Source organism: Pseudomonas sp. MRSN 12121, from assembly GCF_000931465.1.
Taxonomy (GTDB): domain Bacteria; phylum Pseudomonadota; class Gammaproteobacteria; order Pseudomonadales; family Pseudomonadaceae; genus Aquipseudomonas.
This window is the reverse complement of record NZ_CP010892.1, coordinates 3,945,041-3,968,981: the sequence shown is the minus strand read 5'-3', so window position 1 is coordinate 3,968,981 and position 23,941 is coordinate 3,945,041. Positions and strand designations below refer to the sequence as shown.

27 protein-coding genes are annotated in these 23,941 nt (G+C 65.2%); all 27 read left to right on the top strand.

Features of this window, described 5'->3' with window-relative positions; translation table 11 throughout:
* Positions 1 to 89: 89 nt before the first annotated feature.
* The 27 genes from TO66_RS17980 to TO66_RS17855 all read left to right on the top strand — a co-directional run bounded on the left by TO66_RS17980 (position 90) and on the right by TO66_RS17855 (position 23,888).
* A complete protein-coding gene (locus TO66_RS17980; RefSeq protein ID WP_033938359.1) occupies positions 90 to 374 on the top strand; it encodes an AlpA family transcriptional regulator in 285 nt (94 codons plus the stop codon).
* A gap of 26 nt (positions 375 to 400) precedes the next feature.
* Positions 401 to 1,243 carry a replication initiator protein A gene (locus TO66_RS17975; protein ID WP_044466078.1) on the top strand — a complete coding sequence of 281 codons (843 nt, stop codon included), beginning with the start codon at positions 401 to 403 and terminating at the stop codon, positions 1,241 to 1,243.
* 241 nt (positions 1,244 to 1,484) lie between these two features.
* Entirely contained in the window at positions 1,485 to 2,123 is a 639-nt protein-coding gene (gene parA, locus TO66_RS17970) for a ParA family partition ATPase (RefSeq protein ID WP_044463537.1), read from the top strand.
* Entirely contained in the window at positions 2,120 to 2,383 is a 264-nt protein-coding gene (locus TO66_RS17965) for a hypothetical protein (RefSeq protein WP_044466077.1), read from the top strand. The genes parA and TO66_RS17965 overlap by 4 nt, the downstream gene beginning before the upstream one ends.
* Positions 2,380 to 2,937: a DUF2840 domain-containing protein gene (locus tag TO66_RS17960; RefSeq protein WP_044463536.1), complete on the top strand. Its 558-nt coding sequence runs from the start codon at positions 2,380 to 2,382 to the stop codon at positions 2,935 to 2,937. Before TO66_RS17965 ends, TO66_RS17960 begins: the two co-directional genes overlap by 4 nt.
* Entirely contained in the window at positions 2,934 to 3,518 is a 585-nt protein-coding gene (locus TO66_RS17955; RefSeq protein WP_079389507.1) for a S26 family signal peptidase, read from the top strand. Before TO66_RS17960 ends, TO66_RS17955 begins: the two co-directional genes overlap by 4 nt.
* 436 nt (positions 3,519 to 3,954) lie before the next feature.
* Complete coding sequence (locus TO66_RS17950) at positions 3,955 to 5,949, top strand: relaxase/mobilization nuclease and DUF3363 domain-containing protein (protein WP_044463535.1); 1,995 nt, start codon at positions 3,955 to 3,957, stop codon at positions 5,947 to 5,949.
* 259 nt (positions 5,950 to 6,208) lie between these two features.
* Positions 6,209 to 6,634, top strand: coding sequence for an organic hydroperoxide resistance protein (locus tag TO66_RS17945; RefSeq protein ID WP_023104066.1), 426 nt, complete (start codon positions 6,209 to 6,211; stop codon positions 6,632 to 6,634).
* Positions 6,635 to 6,827: 193 nt separating this feature from the next.
* Positions 6,828 to 7,868 (top strand): zinc-dependent alcohol dehydrogenase family protein, encoded by a 1,041-nt coding sequence (locus TO66_RS17940; protein WP_023104065.1) that lies wholly within the window; start codon positions 6,828 to 6,830, stop codon positions 7,866 to 7,868.
* 320 nt (positions 7,869 to 8,188) lie between these two features.
* Entirely contained in the window at positions 8,189 to 8,686 is a 498-nt protein-coding gene (locus TO66_RS32675) for a MarR family winged helix-turn-helix transcriptional regulator (protein ID WP_071536860.1), read from the top strand.
* Positions 8,683 to 9,105, top strand: coding sequence for a hypothetical protein (locus TO66_RS17935; protein WP_099589311.1), 423 nt, complete (start codon positions 8,683 to 8,685; stop codon positions 9,103 to 9,105). The genes TO66_RS32675 and TO66_RS17935 overlap by 4 nt, the downstream gene beginning before the upstream one ends.
* 176 nt (positions 9,106 to 9,281) lie before the next feature.
* Positions 9,282 to 10,226, top strand: a complete 945-nt coding sequence (locus tag TO66_RS17930) for a LysR family transcriptional regulator (RefSeq protein ID WP_023104064.1) — start codon at positions 9,282 to 9,284, stop codon at positions 10,224 to 10,226.
* On the top strand, positions 10,223 to 10,486 hold the full coding sequence (locus tag TO66_RS17925) for an EexN family lipoprotein (RefSeq protein WP_023104063.1): 264 nt from the start codon (positions 10,223 to 10,225) through the stop codon (positions 10,484 to 10,486). Before TO66_RS17930 ends, TO66_RS17925 begins: the two co-directional genes overlap by 4 nt.
* Before the next feature lie 232 nt (positions 10,487 to 10,718).
* Positions 10,719 to 12,716 carry a conjugal transfer protein TraG gene (locus TO66_RS17920; protein ID WP_044463534.1) on the top strand — a complete coding sequence of 666 codons (1,998 nt, stop codon included), beginning with the start codon at positions 10,719 to 10,721 and terminating at the stop codon, positions 12,714 to 12,716.
* Entirely contained in the window at positions 12,713 to 13,177 is a 465-nt protein-coding gene (locus TO66_RS17915; protein WP_023104061.1) for a ribbon-helix-helix protein, CopG family, read from the top strand. The genes TO66_RS17920 and TO66_RS17915 overlap by 4 nt, the downstream gene beginning before the upstream one ends.
* A complete protein-coding gene (trbB, locus tag TO66_RS17910) occupies positions 13,174 to 14,220 on the top strand; it encodes a P-type conjugative transfer ATPase TrbB (RefSeq protein WP_023104060.1) in 1,047 nt (348 codons plus the stop codon). Before TO66_RS17915 ends, trbB begins: the two co-directional genes overlap by 4 nt.
* On the top strand, positions 14,217 to 14,600 hold the full coding sequence (locus TO66_RS17905) for a TrbC/VirB2 family protein (RefSeq protein ID WP_023104059.1): 384 nt from the start codon (positions 14,217 to 14,219) through the stop codon (positions 14,598 to 14,600). The genes trbB and TO66_RS17905 overlap by 4 nt, the downstream gene beginning before the upstream one ends.
* Positions 14,597 to 14,866: a VirB3 family type IV secretion system protein gene (locus TO66_RS17900; RefSeq protein WP_023104058.1), complete on the top strand. Its 270-nt coding sequence runs from the start codon at positions 14,597 to 14,599 to the stop codon at positions 14,864 to 14,866. The genes TO66_RS17905 and TO66_RS17900 overlap by 4 nt, the downstream gene beginning before the upstream one ends.
* A gap of 12 nt (positions 14,867 to 14,878) precedes the next feature.
* Positions 14,879 to 17,329, top strand: a complete 2,451-nt coding sequence (trbE, locus tag TO66_RS17895) for a conjugal transfer protein TrbE (RefSeq protein WP_042933696.1) — start codon at positions 14,879 to 14,881, stop codon at positions 17,327 to 17,329.
* Entirely contained in the window at positions 17,326 to 18,069 is a 744-nt protein-coding gene (gene trbJ, locus TO66_RS17890) for a P-type conjugative transfer protein TrbJ (RefSeq protein WP_042933695.1), read from the top strand. Before trbE ends, trbJ begins: the two co-directional genes overlap by 4 nt.
* A gap of 14 nt (positions 18,070 to 18,083) precedes the next feature.
* Positions 18,084 to 18,398 (top strand): hypothetical protein, encoded by a 315-nt coding sequence (locus TO66_RS17885; RefSeq protein ID WP_042933694.1) that lies wholly within the window; start codon positions 18,084 to 18,086, stop codon positions 18,396 to 18,398.
* Complete coding sequence (gene trbL / locus TO66_RS17880; RefSeq protein ID WP_042933693.1) at positions 18,395 to 19,759, top strand: P-type conjugative transfer protein TrbL; 1,365 nt, start codon at positions 18,395 to 18,397, stop codon at positions 19,757 to 19,759. Before TO66_RS17885 ends, trbL begins: the two co-directional genes overlap by 4 nt.
* 12 nt (positions 19,760 to 19,771) lie before the next feature.
* A complete protein-coding gene (trbF, locus tag TO66_RS17875; RefSeq protein ID WP_023104055.1) occupies positions 19,772 to 20,476 on the top strand; it encodes a conjugal transfer protein TrbF in 705 nt (234 codons plus the stop codon).
* Positions 20,473 to 21,465 carry a P-type conjugative transfer protein TrbG gene (gene trbG, locus TO66_RS17870; protein WP_023104054.1) on the top strand — a complete coding sequence of 331 codons (993 nt, stop codon included), beginning with the start codon at positions 20,473 to 20,475 and terminating at the stop codon, positions 21,463 to 21,465. Before trbF ends, trbG begins: the two co-directional genes overlap by 4 nt.
* Positions 21,466 to 21,467: 2 nt before the next feature.
* The gene (locus TO66_RS17865; RefSeq protein WP_044463533.1) at positions 21,468 to 22,718 is read left to right on the top strand and encodes a TrbI/VirB10 family protein; all 1,251 of its coding nucleotides are present in this window, start codon (positions 21,468 to 21,470) and stop codon (positions 22,716 to 22,718) included.
* A gap of 29 nt (positions 22,719 to 22,747) precedes the next feature.
* On the top strand, positions 22,748 to 22,993 hold the full coding sequence (locus TO66_RS17860; protein WP_044463532.1) for a DUF2274 domain-containing protein: 246 nt from the start codon (positions 22,748 to 22,750) through the stop codon (positions 22,991 to 22,993).
* Between the two features lie 310 nt (positions 22,994 to 23,303).
* Entirely contained in the window at positions 23,304 to 23,888 is a 585-nt protein-coding gene (locus TO66_RS17855; protein ID WP_044463531.1) for a tail assembly protein, read from the top strand.
* Positions 23,889 to 23,941 lie beyond the last annotated feature (53 nt).

Here is a 23,941-nt window from a genome sequence, read left to right as displayed (position 1 = left end):
AAGAACGTCCCTTAGCAAGAAGCCTCGCTTTCTCGAAAGTGCCTCTATCCGGCCGCGTGGTGCTGCCGGGCTTGATGGAGGTACATCCGATGCGACCCGCTCCCTTGCGGCCTGCCGCCGCTGCTGTCGCTGCGCCCGCGCAGCCCCAACGCTACCTGACCAACGACGAAGCCGCCGAATACTTGCGGCTGTCGCCGCGCACGCTGGAGAAGCAGCGCGTGATCGGCGGCGGCCCCAAGTTCCGCAAGTTCGGCCGCCGCGTCATGTACGCGGTGGCCGACCTCGATGCCTGGGCCGACCAGCGCAGCTACGAGGCGACTTCCGACCCGGAATATGCCGAACGCCACGCGGGCGATTACCGTGATGGCCGCTGATCGCTGGCGCGTGGGTGGCCGTCGCCATGTCCAGCCCGCCAGGGCAAGCCTTGCAGCGCGAACAGCTCGACCTGTTCCGCGCGCTGCCGGGCGACATGGCACCCCGCGACAGCCAGGACTTGATGGCCTTTCCGTTCTTCTCGCTCGCCAAGTCGCGGCGCGTCGCGCCGATCGACTTCCGCAGCGGGAACATCGCCATCCGCGTGGAGGGCACGCAGGAGCACGGCATCGCCACGATATGGGATGCCGACCTGTTGATATGGGCCGCCTCGCAGATCGTGGAGGCGCGCGACGCGGGCCTGCGCCCGTCGCGCTGGATACGCGCCACGCCTTACGAAGTGCTGCGCTTCATCGGGCGCGGCACGTCGCTTCACGACTACCTGCGCCTCAAAGCCGCGCTCGACCGGCTGCAATCGACCACGGTGGCCACGTCCATCCGCGAAACCACGGGAAGGCGATTGCATCGCTTCTCGTGGATCAACGAATGGAAGGAACTGGCCGATGCCAGCGGCACGCCGCTGGGCATCGAACTGATCCTGCCGGACTGGTTCTATGCCGGCGTGCTCGACGCCGCCCTGGTGCTGACCATCGACCCCGCGTATTTCCGGCTCAAAGGCGGCATCGAGCGGTGGCTTTACCGACTGGTGCGCAAGCACGGCGGGCGGCAGGAGCACGGCTGGCAATTCGACTTCCGGCACCTGTACCGCAAATCGGGCAGCGCGGCCCGCTTCTCGGACTTCGCCTACGACCTGCGCGCCCTGGTGGCGCGGCAGTCGTTGCCCGGCTACGTCCTCGGCATCGAGCGGATGCCGGACGACAACGCCGAACTGCTGACCTTCCGGCCCGTGCCGCCCACGGCACGGGGATAACTGCGGGAAAACCTGTGAATGGCCTCGTGCTATCAGGAGTACCGGGTATCGTGCTATCAGGAGTACGACCCTCGTGCTATCAGGAGTACGAAAACGCCGCAAAGCCAATAACAGCGCGGGTTTGCGTTCCCTCTAACTTACCTAACAAGAAATACATAACTTTTGGTAGAAGCGCGCCGTTTCGGTGGACAACCACGAAACGGCACGGCCAGGCCGGCTTTCCAGCTCGGAGGGCCGCGCCATGATCTTCGCGTTTCTCAACCAGAAAGGCGGCGTCGGCAAGACCACGCTCGCCACGCACATCGCCGGCGAGCTGGCGATGCGCGGCCTGCACGTCATCCTGCTGGATGCCGACCCGCAGGGTTCCTCGCTGGACTGGACGCAGCGCAGAAGCCAGCAAGGCTTGCCACGGCTGTTCAGCGCCGTGGGCCTCGCCCGCGAAACGCTGCATCAGGAAGCGCCAGAGCTGGCCCGCCGCGCCGATCACGTCATCATCGACGGCCCGCCGCGCATCGCCGCCCTGGCGCGCTCCGCGCTGCTGGCGGCCGAGCGCGTGCTGATCCCGGTGCAGCCCAGTCCCTACGACGTGTGGGCCAGCGCCGAGATGGTTTCGCTGATCCGCGAAGCGCAGGTGTTCCGGCCGCAGCTAGCAGCGGCCTTCGTCATCAACCGGCGCGTCAGCACCACCATCATCGGCAGGGAGGCGCGGCAATCGCTGGCCGAACAGCCGCTGCCGGCGCTGCGCTCGGAGATCCACCAGCGCATCGTCTTCGCCGACAGCGTGGCCGCTGGCCGGCTCGCCCGCGAAACCGCGCCCGACAGCACCGCCGCCCGCGAGATTGCCGCGCTCACCGATGAACTGCTGCGGTGGCCGACATGAGCAGCCCACGCAGCAAGCGCGTCGGCATCGGCGCGCGTCCGCCCACGAATCCGCACGCCGAGGCGTGGATTCGCCAGGGCGACGCCGATGCGCTCAACAAGGGCGACCTCTACACCGCTCGCCTGACGCTCGACATTACGCCCGCCATGCGGGCGCGCATCAAGGTGTCGGCCTTCACGCGAGGCGTGACCGTGGCCGAACTGCTGCGCGGCTTACTGGAGCGGGAGTTTCCCGACAAGCGCCCAGAGAACCTGCCATGAACGCATCCGCCTTGCCTGCCGCTCACGCGGCGACGGCTGCACCGGCTGCTGCGCCGCTGCCTGCGCTTTCGACGCTCGCCGGCCAGGCCGGCGACATACCGCTGACCCGCGTATCGCTCGCCTACATCGAACCGCACTTCAAGCTCTACCTGCGCTTCGGCGAGCCGGCGCGCACGCTGCGGCTCGACCGCTGGCGGCGCTGCGCGGTGTTCCTGCCGGGCGCGATGTTCTGCCGCATCCGCTGGCAGGCCAACGACTACGGCACCGTGCGCTGGCAGCTCATGGTGATGCAGGCCGCCACGCCGCTCGATGCCGTGCAGCGCATCCCCGGCGTGCGGCCCGGCGCACGCCTGCTGCTGCACGCCGAAGGCGAGAACGCGGTGCGTGCCGTGCTGGAACGCATCGACGCAATCGACGCGCAGGGCATCGCCGCCATCGACGTGTCGCCCGCGTACTGGCGCACGCTCGCCAACCGGCTCGCGGCGCGCTCGCCGCTGCCCGAATACACCGCAGAACGGCACGCCGCTTGGCTGGCCGGGAGGACATTCCCATGACCGCGATTTCCACGAGTGGCCCCGCGCCGCGTCCTCGCTCGCCCCGCGCAGGTTTGCGCGCTCGCATCGTGCTGGCGGGCTTCGCCGCCGCCGGCCTCGCTGCGCTGGCCTGGGCGGCGTTCGTGCAGCCGCTGCCGCGCCTGATCTACAACCCGTCCGACAGCGTGGCGGTCGGCTGGTATCGCGTGCAGCCGCTCGACCATCGGGCGGCCTCGCTGCCGGTCGGCAGCATCGTCCTGACCCGATTGCCTGCCGACGCTGCCGCGCTCGCTGCGCAGCGCGGCTACCTGCCGGCCCGCGTGCCGCTGCTCAAACGTGTGGGCGCAGTCGCGCCGCAACACGTTTGCATCGTCGCCGGTCAGGTTCGCATCGACGGCGTGCCTGCGGCCGCCGCGCTGCCTGTCGACCGGCTGGGCCGGCCGCTGCCATCGTTGCAGCTTTGCCGCCGTCTTGAAGCTAGCGAACTGTTCCTGTTGAGCGTGACGAATCCGGCCTCGTTCGACAGCCGGTATTTCGGCCCGGTCAGCGCATCCGCCGTGATCGGCGTTGCGCACCCGGTTTGGCTGGAGACACGCCCATGATGGCCGCCGATTCGCTGCGCTCCGGCGTGCCATCGGGCATGTCGTTCTCGCTGCTGCTGCCGTGTCGTCGCGCGTGCAGCGCGGGCGCATTCGCGCCGCGCCTCGCGCAACATCCGGCGCAGCCGTCCAACGTGCAGGCGTCTTGCCTCGAACGTGCCTGGCCTGCGGCCATCGGCGCGTTCGCCGGCGGGCTGGCTGCGGGTACAGCAGCGCCGCCGGGCCGCCGAGGCCCGGAGCGGGAGCGAAGGGCAAAGGCGGAAGGCAAGACAAAAGGGTTCGGCACGCGGCCGAACGCAAAGCCAGTCTGCACATGGGGGGGGCGCGGCACGGAGCGGCTTCGCCGCCGTGCCGCGTTCGGCGCGAGGCCCGCGCCAATGCAGGCATGTCCGCGTGCTTCGCACGACAGGACACGCCAGAGCTTACAGGGAGCGCGGCCATGACCGACCGCCGCGACGACGATTTCCGGGTGCGCCCCAGCGCCCCGAAGAACCGGGGCAAGGGTCAGGGCCAGAGCTTCGTTTCCAAGGTGCTCAAGCAGGCCGGCAAAGCCAGCAGCGGCAAGTCAGCGGTACACCGTCCTATCGCTGGCGGCAGCGGTCAGCGCGCCGGCCAGCGGCCCGGCTCACGCTTGGGGCGCGGCCACACGGCGGCGCGTTTCGCCGGCGCGAAGCTGACGCCCATGTCGCGACGCGTGACCATCAAGACCCTGCTGGTCAACCAGCGCAACGCCAGCCCGCAATCGCTCGCCAAGCACCTGCGCTACATCGAGCGCGACGGCGCGGGCCGCGATGGCGAACCTGGCCGGGCCTACGGGCCGCAGGCCGACGAAGCCGACCTGGATGCCTTCAAGGAACGCTGCCAGGACGACCGGCACCATTTCCGTTTCATCGTCTCCCCGGAGGACGGGGCCGAGCTGGACGACCTGCGCACCTACATCCGCCACCTGATGAACCGCATGGAGGCCGACCTAGGGACGCGGCTGGATTGGGTGGTGGTCGATCACTGGAACACCGACAACCCGCACACCCACCTGATCGTGCGCGGGCGCGACGACACCGGCAAAGACCTCATCATCGCCGGGGACTACATCGCCCACGGCTTCCGCCATCGTGCCGCCGAACTGGCGACGGAATGGCTGGGGCCGCGCACCGAACTGGAGATCCAGCAGACCTTGCAGCGCGAGGTGGAGCAAGAGCGGTGGACGAGCCTCGACCGCGCGTTGCAGCGCGAGGCCGGCGAGGATGGCCGGGTGCAGATCGAACGCTTCAACGAACCGACGTTGCAGCGCCAGCGCCTGCTGCTGATCGGCCGCCTGCAACGCTTGCAGCGCCTGGGCCTGGCCGACGAGACGCAGCCCGGCACCTGGGCCGTCCATGCCGATGCCGAGAAGACCTTGCGCGCCCTGGGCGAGCGTGGCGACATTATCCGAACGATGCAGCGTGCCATGAGCGGCCAGCCGCGCGAGCTGGCGGTGTTCGAGCCGGGCGACGACGGCCGCGCCATTGTCGGCCGCGTGGCCGGCAAGGGGCTGGCCGACGAGCTGCACGACCGCGGCTATCTGGTCATCGACGGCGTGGACGGCAAGGCCCACTACGTCGCCTTGAACGCCCGCGACGAGCTGGCGAATTACCCCACCGGCGCGGTAGTGGAAGTGCGCGGTTCCGCCGAGGTGCGGGCGGCCGACAAGAACATCGCCGCGCTGGCGAGCAATGGCCTGTATCGCGCCGATCATCACCTTGCCATCGAACAAGGCCGGGCCACGGCTGGACGCGATCCGCAGGAAGTCGTCGCGGCGCACGTTCGCCGGCTGGAAGCCCTGCGCCGGGCTGGCATCGTGGAGCGCGTGGCCGATGGACTATGGAAGGTGCCGGACGACCTGGCCGAGCGTGGCCGCCAGTACGACGCACAACGCCTGGGCGGCGTGGCGGTGGAGCTGAAATCGCATCTACCCATCGAACGGCAGGCGCGCGTGATCGGGGCCACCTGGCTCGACCAGCAACTGATCGGCGGCGGCCGAGGGCTGGGCGACCTGGGCTTTGGTGGCGATGCCAAGGCAGCCTTGCAGCAGCGCGCCGACTTCCTCGAAGAACAGGGGCTGGCCCAGCGGCGCGGGCAGCGCGTGATCCTCGCCCGCAATCTGCTGGGGACGCTGCGCAACCGGGAACTGGCGCAGGCCGCCAAGGACATTGCCGCCGACACCGGCCTGGAGCATCGGCCCGTCACGGACGGGCAGCGCGTGGCCGGCATCTACCGGCGCTCGGTCATGCTCGCCAGCGGGCGCTACGCGATGCTCGATGACGGCATGGGTTTCAGCCTGGTGCCGTGGCGTCCGGTGATCGAACGGCGGCTAGGGCAGCAGCTCGCCGCAACCGTGAGTGCTAGCGCCGTGTCCTGGGAACTGGGGAGGCCAAGAGGCCCCAGCATAGGCTGATTTAGTACTCCTAGGATTTCCGATCCTTGCTCCAACGAACACTCAGACGGCGAACACAGGTTCGCTGGATACGGAATAAAGCCGATGTGCCGATGGCCACCAAGATGGCAGCACATCTGCGGTGGGCGGGTCGCACCAGGTGGGAGGTCGGGGAGATTGTCGATCTGAACACTTCGATCAAGCCTGTTGCTTATTTGTTAGCTAGCGATATAATCGCTAGCGTCCATGTGGACTTGATCAATCATCTAGGAGAAACACTATGAGTACGCTGTATTCCACGAAAGTCACCGCCGTCGGCGGCCGTAGCGGCACCGTGCGTAGCGACGATGGCTTGCTGGACTTGCCTCTGGCCCTGCCTTCAGCACTCGGCGGCAAGGGTGGTGCGACCAACCCGGAGCAACTGTTCGCGGCCGGCTACGCGGCCTGCTTCGGCAATGCCGTCATTCACGGCACGCGCAACAAGCAGACCAAGATCCGCGACAACGACATCGATGTGATCGCCACTGTGAGCATGGTTCCGAACGGTAGCGGCGGGTTCGCCTTGAGTGTCGCACTGGACGTGACCATCGCTGGCGTCAGCCAAGCCGAGGCCGAGGAGATTGTGGCCGAGGCACACAAGATATGCCCGTACTCGAATGCGACCCGAGGCAATATCGACGTCACGCTTTCGGTGCATACACGCTGACTGTCGTCGCGACTGTGTGCCCTCACGGCTTGACCTGTTGCCGCTCAGGTCGGAACATAGCCTGCCGTTTCGGGTGTACCGCTGTGGTCAGTGGCTCTTTCTGTGCCGTCAATCCAGCCGCCGTTGCACGGCGGCTGGGCTGAAATCAGCAGCGGCGGTTTCACTACCTTCAACATTTCTACGGAGTCTGTTCATGAAAGCGCTCATCTATCGTGGCCCAGGCAAAAAGGAGTGGGCGGACAAGCCCCAGCCGACCATCTCTCATCCCACTGACGCGGTTATCCGCATCACCCACACCACCATCTGCGGTACCGACCTGCATATCCTCAAAGGTGACCTGCCCGAGGCGGTCGATGGCCTGGTTCTGGGGCATGAAGGTGTAGGGGTCGTCGAGGAAGTTGGCGAGGCTGTCAGCAACTTCAAAAAAGGTGATCAGGTGCTGATTTCCTGCGTGACCTCATGTGGTCGCTGTGAATACTGCAAGAAGCAACTTTACGCACATTGCACGGATGGCGGCTGGATTCTCGGCCATCAGATCGACGGCACCCAAGCCGAGTACGTCCGTATACCACATGCCGACAACAGTCTGTATCCGGCACCGCAAGACGTAGACCCCGAAGCGCTGGTGATGCTCAGCGACATCCTGCCCACCGGCTTCGAGATCGGTGTGCTGGCAGGCCAGGTGCGGCCGGGCGACACGGTAGCGATCGTCGGTGCCGGCCCCATCGGCATGGCGGTGCTGCTGACCGCACAGTTCTATGCGCCATCAAGGATCATCATGATCGACACCGATCTGGCTCGACTGGAGGTTGCACGCCGCTTCGGCGCAACCGACGGCATCAACGCTGGTACCGGAGACGCGGTGGAGCAAGTCCTGGCATTGACCAGCGGTAAGGGTGTGGACGTGGCGGTGGAAGCGGTGGGCATTCCCTCTACCTTCGACACTTGCCAGTCGATCATCGCTCCCGGTGGTCGTATTGCCAACGTCGGCGTGCATGGCAAGCCCGTGGAGTTGCATCTGGAGAAGTTGTGGAGTCGCAACATCACGCTCTCGGCTGGTCTGGTCAGCACCTACAGCACGCCGATGCTCCTACAGACGGTGAAGGCTGGCAAGGTGAAGCCGGAGCAACTTGTCACCCATCGCTTTGCTCTGCATGACGTAGTCCAAGCTTATGAAGTGTTCGGCAACGCAGCGCGTGAGAAAGCCATGAAAGTGATATTGCAGGCGGAGTGAACAGTCTCCAGCAGGAGGATTTTTGTGGCCTGTCCCGCAGCGCAAGCTCTCTTGTCGCGGGTTCAGGCTGTTCCTTGTGCTGGAGCCTCAGCCTTGGCTATTGAAGTACCTTTGGTCAATCTGGCTTCTAGCAGGGCCGAAGAAAAGTTTCTGTTCTTGAATTTTTGTTGGATAGCGATATAATCGCTAGAAAGGCATAATTCTTGGATCTTGCCTGGAACCAATATTTACTCGACAGCATGCTCAACTTGTCCGATCTGGCGGACAGCGACCATCTGTTAAACAGTAGCCAATCCAAATCCAAGAGCTGGTGCTAAATCATGAACTCCAAACCTCCCAAAACAGAAAATAATCCACTACTGCTAGATCACCAGCTTTGCTTCCCACTTTACGCTGCGACGAACCTGCTGACGCGAGTTTATCGACCCATGCTGGAGCCTTTGGGGCTGACCTATTCACAGTATCTTGTCATGCTGGTGTTATGGGAAAGATCGCCAGTCAAAGTTGGGGATTTGGGCGATTGTTTGCATCTTGAAAATGGCACGCTAACCCCCCTGCTTAAACGCATGGAGCATGGAGGATTCATTACTCGACAACGTGACCCTGGAGACGAGCGACGGGTGCTTATTGCACTAACACCACATGGAGATGAATTGCGTCATGCTGCAAAACATATTCCAGAAATGCTGTCTCGTCAGTTGGGTATTGATGAAGTCGCTGGTGCGGAATTGCGAAATGCCGTGAAGTCTCTGGTTGGTGTCCTGACCAACAAGAGATACCAAAATTCAACGTTGAGTTCTAAGCGCTCATCCGAATGAAGACCACCTACGATGAAAAGATAGGAAATTCCATGTATATCGCCTTCAAACACTTGCACATCTTAACCGCCGTTTTATCCATACTGATGACGGGAATTTGGTCACTCTTGGCATGGAAGGGGGATGCTACTGGTAGTCGCGGTATGAATAGTAGAGCGAAAGCGATCTACATCTCCCACCGGGCAGTCGCCGGCTTAGTAGCCATTACCGGTTTGGCAATTACGTTCATTGGCCCCTGGCGAACCATGATATTTCCCTACGTGGGTTTGGTGGTATTTGTCTTTCATGGCATCGCTGCTACTGTGTCCAAACGGACTTTCACCAAACAAGATCAAACCGCCATCCGGCGGATCGCATTGATAGCTCAGATCGCGCTTATCCTGCTGGTAACGTACGCGATGCGTGTAAAGAATTTCTAGTATTTATATTTGATGCAGGTTAGTGCAGGGCATATACATCGCTAGCGATGTTATCGCTAGTATTTATATTAAAAAGAGGCGAGAAGAGTGAGTGAGAAGCTTTATAAATATTTCTCAATCCTTGACGATGCCTTCTGCCTGTTAATTGGAAACGATACCCAAGAAGGGGGTGACTCATGGAGCTTCGGCATCTTCGCTGCTTCTTGGCAGTAGCCGAAGAACTCCGCTTCGCCCGTGCTGCCGAGAGATTGCACGTCGATCAGTCGGCTCTGTCGCGTGCCATCAAGGAGCTAGAAGAAGAACTTGGCGCGGTGCTGTTCGCCCGAACCACACGCAGTACGAAACTGACCCACGCCGGGCGACTTTTTCTAGAGCATGTGCGGCGTGTGTTTACCACTTTGGAGCAGGCCCGCGATAGCGTCAAAGCAGCGGCTAATGGCTTTCACGGTCAGTTGCGTATCGCTCTGTCCGATGGCTTTACACCGTCGCGCCTGCCTGCCCTGTTGGCTCTTTGCCGACAAGAAGAACCCGAAGTCGAAATCCGGCTGTTTGAGGTGCCACTTTCTCAGCAGCTCAAGGGGCTACAAGAAGACCTGTACGACGTAGGATTCGCTCAATCTGACGAAGTTGGGGAAGTCATCACGGCTTTGCCTGCCTGGAACGACCCGATGATGGTGGCTGTGCCGGCCCGTCATCCGTTGCTGATCCATAAGCGCATCCCCTTGGACGAATTACTGCGTTATCCACTGGTGCTATGCGATCCACAAGCGTGCGAGGGGCATGCGAAGCAGGTTGAGAGAGTCCTTCGGCGTGTGGACATGGAGCCGATCGTTGCCGAGCGAGTCACTTCCTGTGATCTGATGATGGCGCTGGTATCCGCAGGCTTCGCCCTAGGATTGACTGGAGCCGCGCACATCGTGGCCAGCCGAGAACAGGGCATCGTGGCACGACCACTGACTGGCCGCTCGCCAATGCTTACGACCTATCTGTTGTATTTGGACGAGGAGCCATCGGATACGTTGCTTCGCTTCATCGAGCGGGTACAGGCCATCGAGTCCCCCGAAATCAGCCGGCACTTCCCGAGTATTGATCCCGAACCACAGGAGGAACTCAGGCCATGAAGAAGACCATTCCTTTCTTGCTGGCCGTGGCATTAACGGCTTGCGGTCAATCCGAAACGCCCCAAACGACAGCTATCCTGACAGTTGAAGAACTGGCATCCAATCCCGAGCGGCTTAAAGAACTGCGCCAACAGTGCAAGACCGATCGCGCCACGCTGGGCGACGTGCTGTGCAACCGCGTGGCGGAAGCCACGCGCAAACGGTTCTATGGCGATGGCAACACGCCCTATACGCCACGGAAGGAACCGCCTAAGTTCTGATCGTCGGCACTTCGACACAAATTTTCGGCTTTTTTGCCTGACACGCCGCAACGCGCCATCGCTTGTGGCGTTTTTTCTGCCTGCGCTCCTGCGCGAAATCTTGCTTTTTTCTCGCCCTTTCTTCTGAAAACGGCCTTTGACCGGCACTGACCCGGCACTGATCCTCACGCTATGCGGCACGTCCTTGTGCCGCGCGTGAACGAGGAATCAGCGCAGGAATCGGAGGCCAGTCATGCAAGCTCAGGGCGTGCTATTCGGGCAGATCGCCGCCGTCTTCGGCATCGTGATCGCCGGTGTATGGAGTGCAACACAATGGACAGCCGCCGCTCTGGCCTATCAAGTACGCCTTGGCTCGCCCTGGTTTGATTTCTTCGGAACGCCGGTCTATCACCCCTGGCGGCTGTTCGAGTGGTGGTTCTTCTTCGATGCCTACGCGCCGCATGTCTTCGACATAGGCGGCGCCATCGCGGGCGGCAGCGGCCTGGTGGCCGTGATCGTCGCCATTGCCATGTCGGTGTGGCGCTCGCGGCAATCGCGCCTTGTCACCACCTACGGCTCCGCACGCTGGGCCGATGCCGCCGACATTCGCAAGGCCGGGCTGACACAGCCCGCCGGCATCTTCCTCGGCCTGCATCGCGGCCAGTACCTGCGGCACGAAGGCCCGGAACACGTCCTGACCTTCGCGCCCACGCGCTCTGGCAAGGGTGTCGGCCTGGTCGTTCCCACCTTGTTGAGCTGGCCCGCGTCCGTCGTCGTCCACGACATTAAAGGCGAGAACTGGACGCTGACCGCCGGCTGGCGATCGCGCTTCTCGCATTGCCTGCTGTTCAACCCAACCGATGCGAAGTCGGCGGCTTACAACCCGCTGCTGGAGGTTAGGCGCGGCGCGCATGAGGTGCGCGACGTGCAGAACGTGGCGGACATACTGGTCGATCCTGACGGAGCGTTGGAACGCAGGAATCATTGGGAAAAGACTTCGCACGCGCTGCTGGTCGGCGCCATCCTGCATGTGCTTTACGCGGGCGAAGACAAGACGCTGCGCGGCGTCGCCAACTTCCTCAGCGATCCGGCTTGCCCGTTCGAGCTGACCTTGCATCGGATGATGACGACGAAGCACCTGGGCGATGCACCACACCCGGTTGTCGCGTCCGCTGCGCGTGAAGTGCTCAACAAGTCGGACAACGAGCGGTCGGGCGTGCTGTCCACGGCCATGTCGTTCCTGGGCCTGTACCGCGATCCCACGGTGGCCGAAGTCACCTCGCGCTGCGACTGGCGCATCGCCGACCTGATTTCCGCCGAGCACCCGGTATCGCTGTACCTCGTGGTGCCGCCTTCGGACATTAGCCGCACCAAGCCGCTGATCCGGCTGATCCTCAACCAGCTCGGGCGGCGGCTGACCGAATCTCTCGATGGCAGCGACGGCATACAGCGCCGCCACAAGCTGCTGCTGATGCTCGATGAGTTCCCCGCGCTGGGCCGCCTGGATTTTTTCGAGACTGCCTTGGCGTTCATGGCCGGCTACGGCATCCGCAGCTTCCTCATCGCGCAGTCGCTCAACCAGATCGACAAAGCCTACGGCCAGAACCATTCCATCCTCGACAACTGCCACGTTCGCGTGACGTTTGCGACCAATGACGAACGCACGGCGAAAAGGATTTCCGAAACCCTCGGCACCGCCACCGAGCTTCGCGCCCAGCGCAACTACGCCGGCCACCGGCTCGCACCCTGGCTCGGTCATCTCATGGTGTCGCGGCAGGAAACGGCCCGGCCGCTGCTGACACCAGGCGAAGTGATGCAGCTTCCGCCCGACGAGTCGGTGGTGATGGTATCCAGCCTGCCACCGATCAAGGCGAAGAAGCTGCGCTACTACGCCGACGCCAACTTCAAGCGGCGCGTGCTGTCGCCGCCTGCGCTCGCCGCCGGGCGCTACGCCGACGTGCCGCCAACTCGTCCCGACGACTGGAGCGGCTTGGCGATTCCCGCCGTTCCCACCGCACTGGCCACGGCATCCGTCGATGACCTGGGCAGCGCCGACGACGGGGGCCCACGCCGGCAACCGGAGCTACCCGAGGTCGCCGAGTACCACCCCGAACAAGCGCCAGCCGCCAACGACTTGGCGCTGCTCGATGACGACGACCTGCCGCTGCCGCTTCCCGGCCAGCTCGACCCGGCCATGCAGCGCATGGCCCGGCTGGCTTCCCTCGACCAACACGACGGAATCGAGCTATGAGCCAATACCGACTCAATCTGTTCATCCAGCAGGAGCACGCCAAGCGCCTGGAAGAACTGGCCGCCAAGAAAGGCGTGTCGAAATCCAGCATCGTCGCGGCGGCGCTCGCATCGTGGCTGTCGCCCGATGCCGGCGACCAGCGCGAGGCGGCCATCGCCAAGCGGCTGGATCGTCTGTCGCGGCAGGCCGAACGCCTGGAGCGTGACCAGAACATCCAGATCGAAACGCTGGCGCTGTTCGTCCGCTACTTCCTGACCGTCAGCACGCCAGTTCCCGAAGCGCACCAAGACGCGGCCCGCGCCCAAGGCAAGGCCCGCTTCGAGCAATTCGTCGAACAGCTCGGCCGGCACCTGCTGCGCGGCCGCAGCCTCGTGCGCGACGTGGTGGAAGAACTGCACCCGGACACCGCACGGATGGATGACGCGGCGGCGCTGGCCGAAGCCCAGGAGCGTGCCTCATGAGCGCCGTTCCCCAACTTCCGCCCGAGCCTCGTTCGTCCGCCGCCACGTCGCTGGATCGCCGCATCCAGATGCTGCGCACAGCGATGGGGCCACTGATCGCCGCCGCGCTGGAAGACCCGGACGTGGTGGAAATCATGCTCAACCCCGACCGCACGCTATGGGTGGATCGGCTGTCGTCGGGCCGTGCGCCGTTGGGCGTCGAACTGCCCGAAGCCGATGGCGAACGCATCATCCGCCTGGTCGCGGCCCACGTCGGCGCGGAAGTGCATCGCGGTCAGCCGCTGCTGACCGCCGAGCTGCCGGAGACGGGCGAACGCTTCGAGGGCATCTTGCCGCCTGCCGCGCCCGGCCCGGCGTTCGCGCTGCGCAAGCGCGCCGTGAACATCATCGGCCTGGATCAGTATGTGGCCGATGGCATCCTGACCGCCGGGCAAGCGGACTTCCTGCGCCGCGCGGTGCGCGAGCGGCAGAACGTCTTGATCGCCGGCGGCACCAGCACCGGCAAGACCACGCTGGCGAACGCGCTGCTGGCCGAGATCGCCGCCACCGGCGACCGCGTGCTGGTGCTCGAAGACACCATCGAGCTGCAATGCGCGGCCCGCGACCATGTGCCGCTGCGCACGCGGGCCGGCGTGGTGTCGATGCAGGAGCTGGTGCGCGCCACGATGCGCCTTCGCCCGGATCGCGTTGTCGTCGGAGAAGTGCGCGGCGGGGAAGCCCTCGACCTCATCAAAGTGTGGGGCACCGGCCACCCAGGCGGCATTGCCACGATCCACGCCGGTTCCGCGCTGGGCGCGCTGCTGCGCCTGGAGCAACTGATTCTCGAAGTCGCGGTGAATCCGCCGCGGGCACTGATCGCCGAAGCGGTCAACGTCGTCATCCACATCGCCGGACGTGGCCGCAAGCGCCATGTCGAAACCATCGTCCGCGTCGTCGGTTTCGACGCTGCGGGCTATCGCCTGGCGGACGTGCTGGAAACGCCGTTTCCCGAGCTGCCGCCGCTTTCTTCCTCGTCCCCTGACCAACCTGGAGAACTGCTATGACGCAGATGAACGCCCATGCTTTGCGCCTTTCCGTAAATCCGGCTTCGGCCTTCGCCCGCCTGCGGCGGCTGGCCGCGCCGACGCACCACGGCCTGCTGCTGGCCGCCGTCATGCTGATGACGGCCGGCACGGCGAAGGCCGCCGGTTCCTCGATGCCGTGGGAAGGCCCGCTGCAATCCATCCTCGATTCGATCCAGGGGCCGGTCGCGCGCATCGTCGCGGTCATCATCATCATCGCCACGGGCCTGGCGCTGGCCTTCGGCGACACCTCGGGCGGCTTCCGCAAGCTCATCCAGATCGTGTTCGGGTTGAGCATCGCGTTCGCCGCGTCCTCGTTCTTCCTGTCGTTCTTCTCGTTCTCCGGCGGGGCGGTCGTATGAGCACCGCCAACGACTTGCCGGGCTTCGAGGTGCCGCTACACCGCTCGCTGACCGAACCGATCCTCATGGGCGGTGCGCCGCGCACCGTCGCCATTGCGAACGGCACGCTCGCCGCCGCCGTGGGCCTGGGGCTGCAACTGTGGATTCCGGGGCTGGTGCTCTGGATCGTCGGCCACTCGCTCGCCGTGTGGGGCGCTCGCGTCGATCCGCAGTTCATGCAGGTCTTCGCCCGGCACATCAAGCACAGGCCGCTGCTGGACGTGTAGGGAGACGCCGCCATGCTGAACCTTGCCGAATACCGCCAGCGCCCGGCCTTGCTCGCCGACTGGTTGCCCTGGGCCGGACTGATCGCGCCGGGTGTCGTCTTGAACAAGGACGGCAGTTTCCTGCGCACGGCCCGCTTTCGCGGCCCCGACTTGGACAGCGCCACGCAAGGCGAGCTGATCGCCGCATCGGCTCGGCTCAACAACGCGCTGCGCCGGCTGGGTTCGGGCTGGGCGCTGTTCATCGAGGCCGAGCGCCGGCCGGCGGCGGACTACCCACACTCCGACTTTCCCGAGCCGCTGTCCTGGCTGGTGGACGAGGAACGCCGCGCCGCCTTCGAGGAATCCGGCAACCACTTCGAGAGCGGCTATCACCTGACGGTGGCGTTCCTGCCGCCCGAGGAATCCCGCGCCCGCGCCGCCAAGATGCTGTACGAGAACGCACCTGGCGACGGCGTGGACTGGCGTGGCCGGCTCGATGCGTTTGTAGCGGAAACCGATCGCGTATTCGACCTGCTCGATGGCGTGATGCCGGAAATCGCCTGGCTCGATGATGCCGAGACGCTGACCTACCTGCACGCGACCGTCTCGACGCGGCGCTACCGCATCGGCGTTCCCGAGGTGCCTTTCCATCTGGACGCGCTGCTGGCCGACTCCGCGCTGGTCGGCGGCCTCGCGCCCACGCTGGGCGATCTGCACCTGCGCGTGGCATCGGTGCGCGGCTTTCCGACTTCGACCTGGCCGGGCCTGCTGGACGACCTCAACCGCCTGGGCTTTGGCTACCGCTGGAGCACGCGCTTTGTCTGCATGGACAAAGCCGAGGCGGAAAAGGAACTCGGTCGCCTGCGTCGCCAGTGGTTTGCGAAACGGAAGAACGTCGTCGCGCTGCTACGCGAAACGATCTTCCAGCAGGAATCGCCGCTGGTCGATACCGACGCCAGCAACAAGGCCGCCGATGCCGACGCGGCCTTGCAGGAGCTTGGCAGCGATCAAGTCGCCTTCGGCTACCTGACGGCCACCGTCACCGTGATGGATACGGATGCCGCCGCTGCCGACGAAAAGCTGCGCATGGTGGAGCGCGTCATCCAGGGCCGGGGCTTCGTGACCATCCCCGAAACTCTCAATGCCGTCGATGCCTGGCTGTCGTCTATCCCCGGCAACGCCTACGCGAACGTGCGCCAGCCCATCGTCTCGACGCTGAACCTGGCGCACATGATGCCGCTGTCGGCGGTGTGGGCCGGGCCGGAGAAGAACGACCACCTCGACGGCCCGCCGCTGATCGTCACCCGCACCGATGGCGCGACGCCGTTCCGGCTGGTGACGCACATCGGTGACGTAGGCCACACGCTGGTCGCCGGGCCGACCGGCATGGGTAAGTCGGTGCTGCTCGCCATCCTGGCGATGCAGTTCCGGCGCTACTTCGGCTCGCGCATTTTCGCCTTCGACATGGGGCGCTCGATGCGCGCCACCATCCTCGGCTTGGGCGGCGAGCACTACGACCTGGGCGCGGATGGCGGCATCGCGTTCCAGCCGCTCGCCCGCATCGACGGCGAGGGCTACCGCACCTGGGCCGCCGAATGGGTGGAAGGTCGCCTGCTGCATGAAGGCGTGACCGTCGGCCCGGACGAGAAGGCGGCTATCTGGTCGGCGCTCGGAAGCCTCGCCGGTGCGCCGCCGGAACAGCGCACGATGACCGGGCTTTCCGTGCTACTGCAATCGAACGCGCTGCGGCAGGCGCTGTCGCCGTATGTCCTAGGCGGTGCCCACGGCAAGCTGCTGGATGCGGACGCCGACCGCCTTGGTTTCGGCGACGTGCAGGGCTTCGAGATGGAAGAACTGATGCACAGCCCGGCCGCCGTGCAAGCGGTGTTGCGCTACCTGTTCGCCCGCTTCGATGAGCGTTTCGACGGTGCGCCCACGCTGCTGATTCTCGATGAGGCGTGGCTGTTCCTCGATGAGCCGTCCTTTGCTGCGCGCATCCGGCAATGGCTCAAGACGCTCAGGAAAAAGAACGTCAGCGTCATTTTCGCCACGCAGTCGCTGGCGGACATCAAGGATTCGACCATCGCGCCCGCGATCATCGAAAGCTGCGCGAGCAGGATTTTCTTACCTAATCCGCAGGCCACCGAGCCGCAAATTCGCACGATCTACGAGGGCTTCGGCCTCAACAGCCGGCAAATCGAAATCGTCGCCACCGCGCAGCCCAAGCGCAACTACTACTACCAATCGCGCCTCGGCAATCGCCTGTTCGACCTCGACCTGGGGCCGGCCGCGCTCGCCTTCGTGGGCGCATCCACACCGCAAGACCAACGCGACATCGACCGCGTGCTGACGCAGGCCGGCGTACCCGGCTTCGCCGGCGCGTGGCTGCGCCATCGCGGCCTTGATTGGGCCGCCGACCTGCTGCCGTCTGCACCGGCGGCCACTTCGTTCCTCAACGCCCAACCACTGGAGGTTTCACCATGAAGACCAAGCCCCGTTTGCTGTCCGCCTCGCTCGCCGCCGCACTGTCCGTCTCGCTGATGCTCGCACAGCCGGCGGCGGCCATCACCGTGTTCGATCCGTCGAACTTCGTGCAGAACACGCTGACGGCCGTGCGCACCCTGGAACAGATCAACAACCAGATCAACCAGCTCCAGAACGAGGCACAGATGCTGATGAACCAGGCGCGCAATCTGGCGAATCTGGACTTCAACATCCTCAACCGCCTGCGCTCGACGCTCGCCACCACCGAGCGCCTGATCGCCGAGGCGCGGGGGCTGGCCTACGACGTGACGAGCATGGATCGGGAGTTCGCGCGCCTGTATCCCGAGCAGTACGCCGCCACCGTCAGCGGCGACCGCATGGCGCAGGACGCCCGCGAACGCTGGCAGAACAGCTTGAACGGCCTGCACACCGCGATGCGGATGCAAGCCCAGGTGTCGCAGAACCTGACCCAAGACGAAAGCGCGCTGGCCGACCTCGTGAGCCAGAGCCAGTCCGCCACCGGCGCGCTGCAAGCGATGCAGGCGACGAACCAGCTTCTTGCCTTGCAGGCCAAGCAGTCCATCCAGGCGCAGCAGCTCCAGATCACGCAAGACCGGGCGGCCTCGCTGGAACTGGCGCGGCAAGCGGCGGCCACCGAGCGCGCCCGCGAAGTGCGGCGGCGCTTCCTCGGCGCCGGCACGCCGTACACGCCGCAGCGCGTGGATTTCTATTCCAACTGACGGGAGACACGGCCATGCGATGCGTCCTTGTCCTGCCGGCTTCGCTGCTGGCCCTGCTGCTGACCGCGTGCGGCCAGCAGCAGGCCGGCGACCTGGCCGATACCCTGGCCGCCGATCCGGTGCGGCTCAAGGCATTGCGTGCGCAATGCGCGGCCCATCCACAACAGGTCATGCAGGCCGCAGGCGAGGACGCTTGCCGCGCCGCCGCCGAAGCGTTCCGGCGGCGCTTCTTCGCCGGCCACACCGGGCCGGACGAATACGGCTCGCTGGCCGAACTGCCGCCGATCCCGCCGAGCTTCGATGAACCTGCCGGGGAGGACACGCCATGAATGACGTGACCATCATCGACCGCTTCCTCGACACGTTCTCGCGCTACATCGACTCCGGTTTCGGGCTGCTGCAAGGCGAAGTGGCGTTTCTGACCGCCACGCTGATCGTCATCGACATGACCATCGCCGGCTTGTATTGGGCGATGAGCCACGCGACCGGCCAGGGCGAGGACGTGATCGCCAAGCTGCTGCGCAAGGTGCTCTACGTCGGTGCCTTCGCCTACATCATCAACAACTTCAACCTGCTGGCCGGCATCGTGTTCCGTTCGTTTGCCGGCCTGGGAATCACGGCCACCGGCTCGGCCATCACGATGGAGAACTTTCTCCAGCCGGGGCGGCTGGCGAAAACCGGCATCGACGCCGCCGCGCCGATCCTCGACCAGATCGGCGAAATGGCCGGCTTCCCCGAGGTGTTCGTGAACCTCGATCCCATCGTGGTGATGTTCATTGCCTGGCTGGTCGTGGTGCTTTGCTTCTTCGTGCTGGCGATCCAGCTTTTCATCACGCTGATCGAGTTCAAGCTGACCACGCTCGCCGGCTTCGTGCTGGTGCCGTTCGCCCTCTGGAACAAGACCTCGTTCCTCGCGGAAAAGGTGCTTGGCAACGTGGTTTCGGCGGGCATCAAAGTCTTGGTGCTGGCCGTCATCGTCGGCATCGGCTCGGGCTTGTTCGCGGAGTTCCAGGTTCATCCCGATGAGCCATCCATCGACCATGCGCTCGTCATCATGCTGGCCTCGCTCGCGCTGCTGGCGCTAGGCATCTACGGGCCGGGCATCGCCACGGGCCTGGTGTCTGGTGCGCCGCAACTCGGCGCCGGCGCAATGGCCGGCGCGGCGATCGGTGCCGCCGGCACGGCCGTCGCCATCGGTGCCGCCGCGACCGGCGTAGGCGGTGCAGTGGCCGCCGGGGCGCGAATGGCACCCGCCGCCGCGAAGCTGGCCGGCGCGGGAGCGCGTGCCGCCACCTCGGCGGCCGGCAGCGCCCGGTCGGCATTCCAGGCCGGTTCCGCCGCTGCGGGCGGCGGCGCGAAGGGCGCGATGGCCGGCCTCGGCAACGTCGCCAAGACCGGCGCACAGGCCGCCGGGCGCAGCGCCGCATCCGGCGCGTCCGGTGCCGCACAGAAGATGACCCGCTCTTTCCGCGCCGGGTGGAACGGCTCGGCGGCGGATGGCGGGGCTGCATCCGGCCAAGCCGCCGACGGCGCGGCCAACCCGCAGAAGCAGGAACAACCCGCCTGGGCCAAGCGGATGCACCGCCGCCAGCAGATCACCCATGCAGCCACGACCGCCGCCCACACGCTGCGCGGTGGCGACGGTGGCGGCTCCGGGCAAGGCCCGAGCCTGCGCGATTCCGATTCATAAGGAGAAACGACCATGCGATTCAAGCGACCGCAGGTGCGCTATGCCGACACGCCGCAGCCGGCCACCCCGTATCAATCCGCCGCGCAGGTATGGGACGACCGTATCGGCTCGGCCCGCGTGCAGGCGAAGAACTGGCGATTGATGGCCTTCGGCTGCCTGGTGCTCGCGCTGCTGATGGCGGGCGGCCTGGTGTGGCGCTCGGCGCAGTCCATCGTCACGCCCTACGTCATCGAGGTCGATCAGGCCGGCCAGGTGCGGACGGTCGGCGAAGCCGCCACGCCGTACCGACCCGCCGATGCACAGATCGCTTTCCATCTGGCGCACTTCGTCACGCTGGTTCGCTCGCTGTCCATCGACCCCATCGTGGTGCGCCAGAACTGGCTCGATGCCTACGACTACACGACCGACAAGGGCGCGGCCGTGCTCAACGACTACGCCCGCACCAATGACCCGTTCGCCCGCATCGGCCGCGAATCGGTGACGGTGCAGATCACCAGTGTCGTGCGCGCCAGCGACACGTCTTTCAACGTGCGCTGGACGGAACGCCGCTACGTCAATGGCGCCGCTGCGGGGCTGGAGCGATGGACGGCCGTGGTGTCCATCGTCCTGCAAACCCCACGCACCGAACAGCGCCTGCGCCGCAACCCGCTCGGCATCTACGTCAATGGCCTGTCGTGGAGCCGCGAGCTGGATTCGTCCGAAGGAGCCAAGCCATGAACCTGCCTTTCCGCTTTTACATTTTGCCGTTGATGCTGCTGGCCCTGTCGGGCTGCGCCACGCAGGGCAAGCCGCCACCGCCCATCTCGCTCGATGAGCCAGTGCAGGCGCAGCCGTTTCCCGAACCACCCAAGCCGATCGAAGTTGTGGAGGTGCCGAAGGTGCTGCCGATGCCGGCGCAGATGAAGCCGCTGCCGGAGGTGGACGAGGCCAAGCCGGCGCCGGAGCCGGCCGACGAAACGGTGCGCGTGTCCAAGGCCAACGCCGAGGCGCGCATCGCGCCCACGCGCGAGGGCTACGTCAACGCGATTCAGGTGTGGCCCTTCACCGATGGCGCGCTCTATCAGGTCTATGCCGCGCCGGGGCGCGTGACCGTGGTTTCGCTCCAGCCCGGCGAGGAACTGGTGACGGTCGCCGCCGGCGATACCGTGCGCTGGATCGTGGGCGACACGTCCAGCGGCAGCGGCGATGCGCTGCGCGTGAACGTGCTGGTGAAGCCCATCCGCTCGGGCCTGAAAACCAATCTGGTCATCACCACCAGCCGCAGGACATACCTGCTGGAGCTGACCTCGACCGAGCGTGCATGGATGGCTTCGGTGTCCTGGGACTACCCGAAAGACCGGATGCTGGCCTTGCAGCGCCAGGCGCAGGCGGCCAGCGCCGCCGCGCCGGTCGATACCGGCTTGTCGCTGGAGAAGATCCGCTTCCGCTACGCGGTCAGCGGCAGCAATCCGCCGTGGAAGCCGCTACGCGCCTTCGATGACGGCGAGAAGGTCTATATCCAGTTCCCGCCGGGCATCGCGCAAGGCGAACTGCCGCCGCTGTTCGTCATCGGCGCGCAGGGTGACGGGCAACTGGTGAACTACCGTTTCCGTCCGCCTTACTACATCGTGGATAGGCTGTTCGGCGCGGCCGAACTGCGCCTCGGTGGCGACAAGGGCGACGTGGTACGCATCGAGCGCACCGACGGCATCGCGCGGGGGAACTGACCATGAGCCAGGACGACACTCCCGACCTCGCCACGCCGCAGGCGGGCAAGGTCGCCCCGGAAGCGGTGACGCTGCGGGCGCAGCCGCAGCCGGTCACGCGCCTGAACCGGCGCACCCTAGCCATCCTCGCCGGCGGCCTGTCGGTCGCCGTGCTCGGTGCGCTCATGTGGTCGCTGCAACCGCAGCGGCGCGGGGCCAACGAGCAGGCCGAGCTTTACAACGTGGATCGCGTCTCGCGCTCCGAAGGACTCGACCAGCTTCCGGCCGACTACTCGAAGCTGCCGCCCGACGTGCCGGAGCTGGGACCACCGCTGCCGGGCGACCTCGGCCCAGCCATCGTCAATGCGCAGCAGCAGCCGGCGGTGGCCAGCTACACGCCGCCCGGCCAAGACCCGGCGGCGGCCGAGCGCGACGCGCGGCGCAAGGAGGCCGAAGCCGCGGCGGGTTCCTCGGTGTTCTTCCGCTCCGGTTCGCAGAAGGCCGCGCCGGTGGCGCAGACGCAGGCTGCCGCCACGCCGGGCTTCGCCGCCAATGCGGCGTTCGACCCGCTGGCCGCCGGGCCGGCCTCAACGGCGGCCCAGCCTGCCGACCCGACCGCCGTGCAGAACCGGCAAGACCAGAAAGAGGCGTTCCAGAAAGCCGGAACCACGGAAACCCGCAATTCCGGCAATCTGACCCTGCCGGCTTCGCCGTATCAGGTCATGGCCGGAACGGTGGTTGCCGGGGCGCTGGTGACGGGCATCAAGTCGGACTTGCCCGGCGACGTGATCGCCACGGTGACGGAGCCGGTCTATGACACGGCCACGGGCAAGTTCCTGCTGATCCCGCAGGGATCGCGCATCCTAGGCCGCTACAACAGCCAGGTCAGCTACGGGCAGAGTCGGGTGCAAGTGGTGTGGAACCGGATCATCCTGCCCGACACGTCATCGCTGACGCTCGACAACCTGGCCGGCACCGACCCAGCCGGCTATGCCGGACTGGAGGACGATGTGGACTGGCATTGGGATCGCATCTTCGCCGGCGCGGCGCTGACCACGCTGCTGGGTGTCGGTGCCGAGCTGGCCGCGCCGGAGAACCGGCAGGACGGTGATCGCATCATCATCGCCGGGCGCGACAGCGCGCAGGACAGCATCAATCAGGTCGGTCAGGAGATGACCCGGCGCAACATGAACATCCAGCCGACGCTGACCGAGCGGCCGGGCTTGCCGGTTCGCATCATCGTCAACCGCGATCTGGTACTGCGGCCGTACTAGCCCTTGTTCTTCAACCGGGGGACTTCTCGATGAGCACGACCAAGAAGCTGCGGCTCGGGCCGCTGCCGAAAACGGAATCCACGAAGCTGACCTTCGCTTGCCCGGCCAGCCTGAAAGCCGACCTCGACCGCTACGCCGCGCTGCACGCGCAGGCATATGGCGAGGCGGTCGATGCGGCCACGCTGATCCCGCACATGCTGGAGGCATTCATGGCCGGGGATCGGGGATTCAGGAAGGGTGGCGCGACCAGAGCCGCGCCACCCAAGCCAAGCTGATGATGCCGGTTTCCACTGGCGGCCATCCCTCGAACGCGCAGCCCAAGGCTGCGCGTTCTTCGTTCTGGAGGACGATGGCCGATTGGGCTATCATGATCAAATGCGTCCGCCGTCTGCTGGCAATCGTCCCCGATGCAGCACGCTCCGGCTTTCTACCGCGATGCTCTTATGTGGCTCCCAGCCCGCAACGCCGCAGCTCCGCAAAGCGGCCCGAAGTAGAGCTAAACCCGCACCCCATATAGACTTACGGCCATCAAGCCATTTTCAAAAATGACTTGACGCCGCCAATTTTTTATGCCCGGAGAAAACCATGGCGGCTACCGTTGCGCACTACAATCCTATGGCAGTTATAAAACTGTCTGGCTCGCTTGCCCGCAGCTTTGGGCGAACCCACCGGAGGTTTTTGGATACCGGAAGCGTCGCAGAAGCAACAAGAGCATTAGATGCAACTATTCCAGGGTTTGCAGAGGAGGTAAGGCGACTTGATAGCCTCGGGATGAAGTTCGCGATTTTCCGTAATCGAAAGAATGTTGGCGCTGCCGAGTTAATGCGTGGCGGTTCTAGAGAGATACGGATAGTGCCGGTGGTTGGGGGGAGTAAGCGCGGCGGACTGCTGCAGACGATTGTAGGTGCGGCTCTGCTCGTCGCAAGCATTTGGTTTCCAGCATTGGCTCCAGCTGGCATCGCATTAACAGCTGGCGGCGTTATCCAGATGCTCAGCCCCCAGGCAAAAGGTCTGTCCATGAGCGGAGCGGCGGAGAACCTACCCTCATACGCTTTTGGCAGCGCCAAGAACACCACAGCCAGCGGCAACCCCGTCCCTATCTGCATCGGCAAGCGCCGCTGGGGCGGGGCGATTATCTCCGCCTCGATCCTTGCCGAGGACAAGGCATAGCAGCCGCGACGAAACACCACCAGCCGCCTCAGGGCGGTTTTTTATTGCCCGGA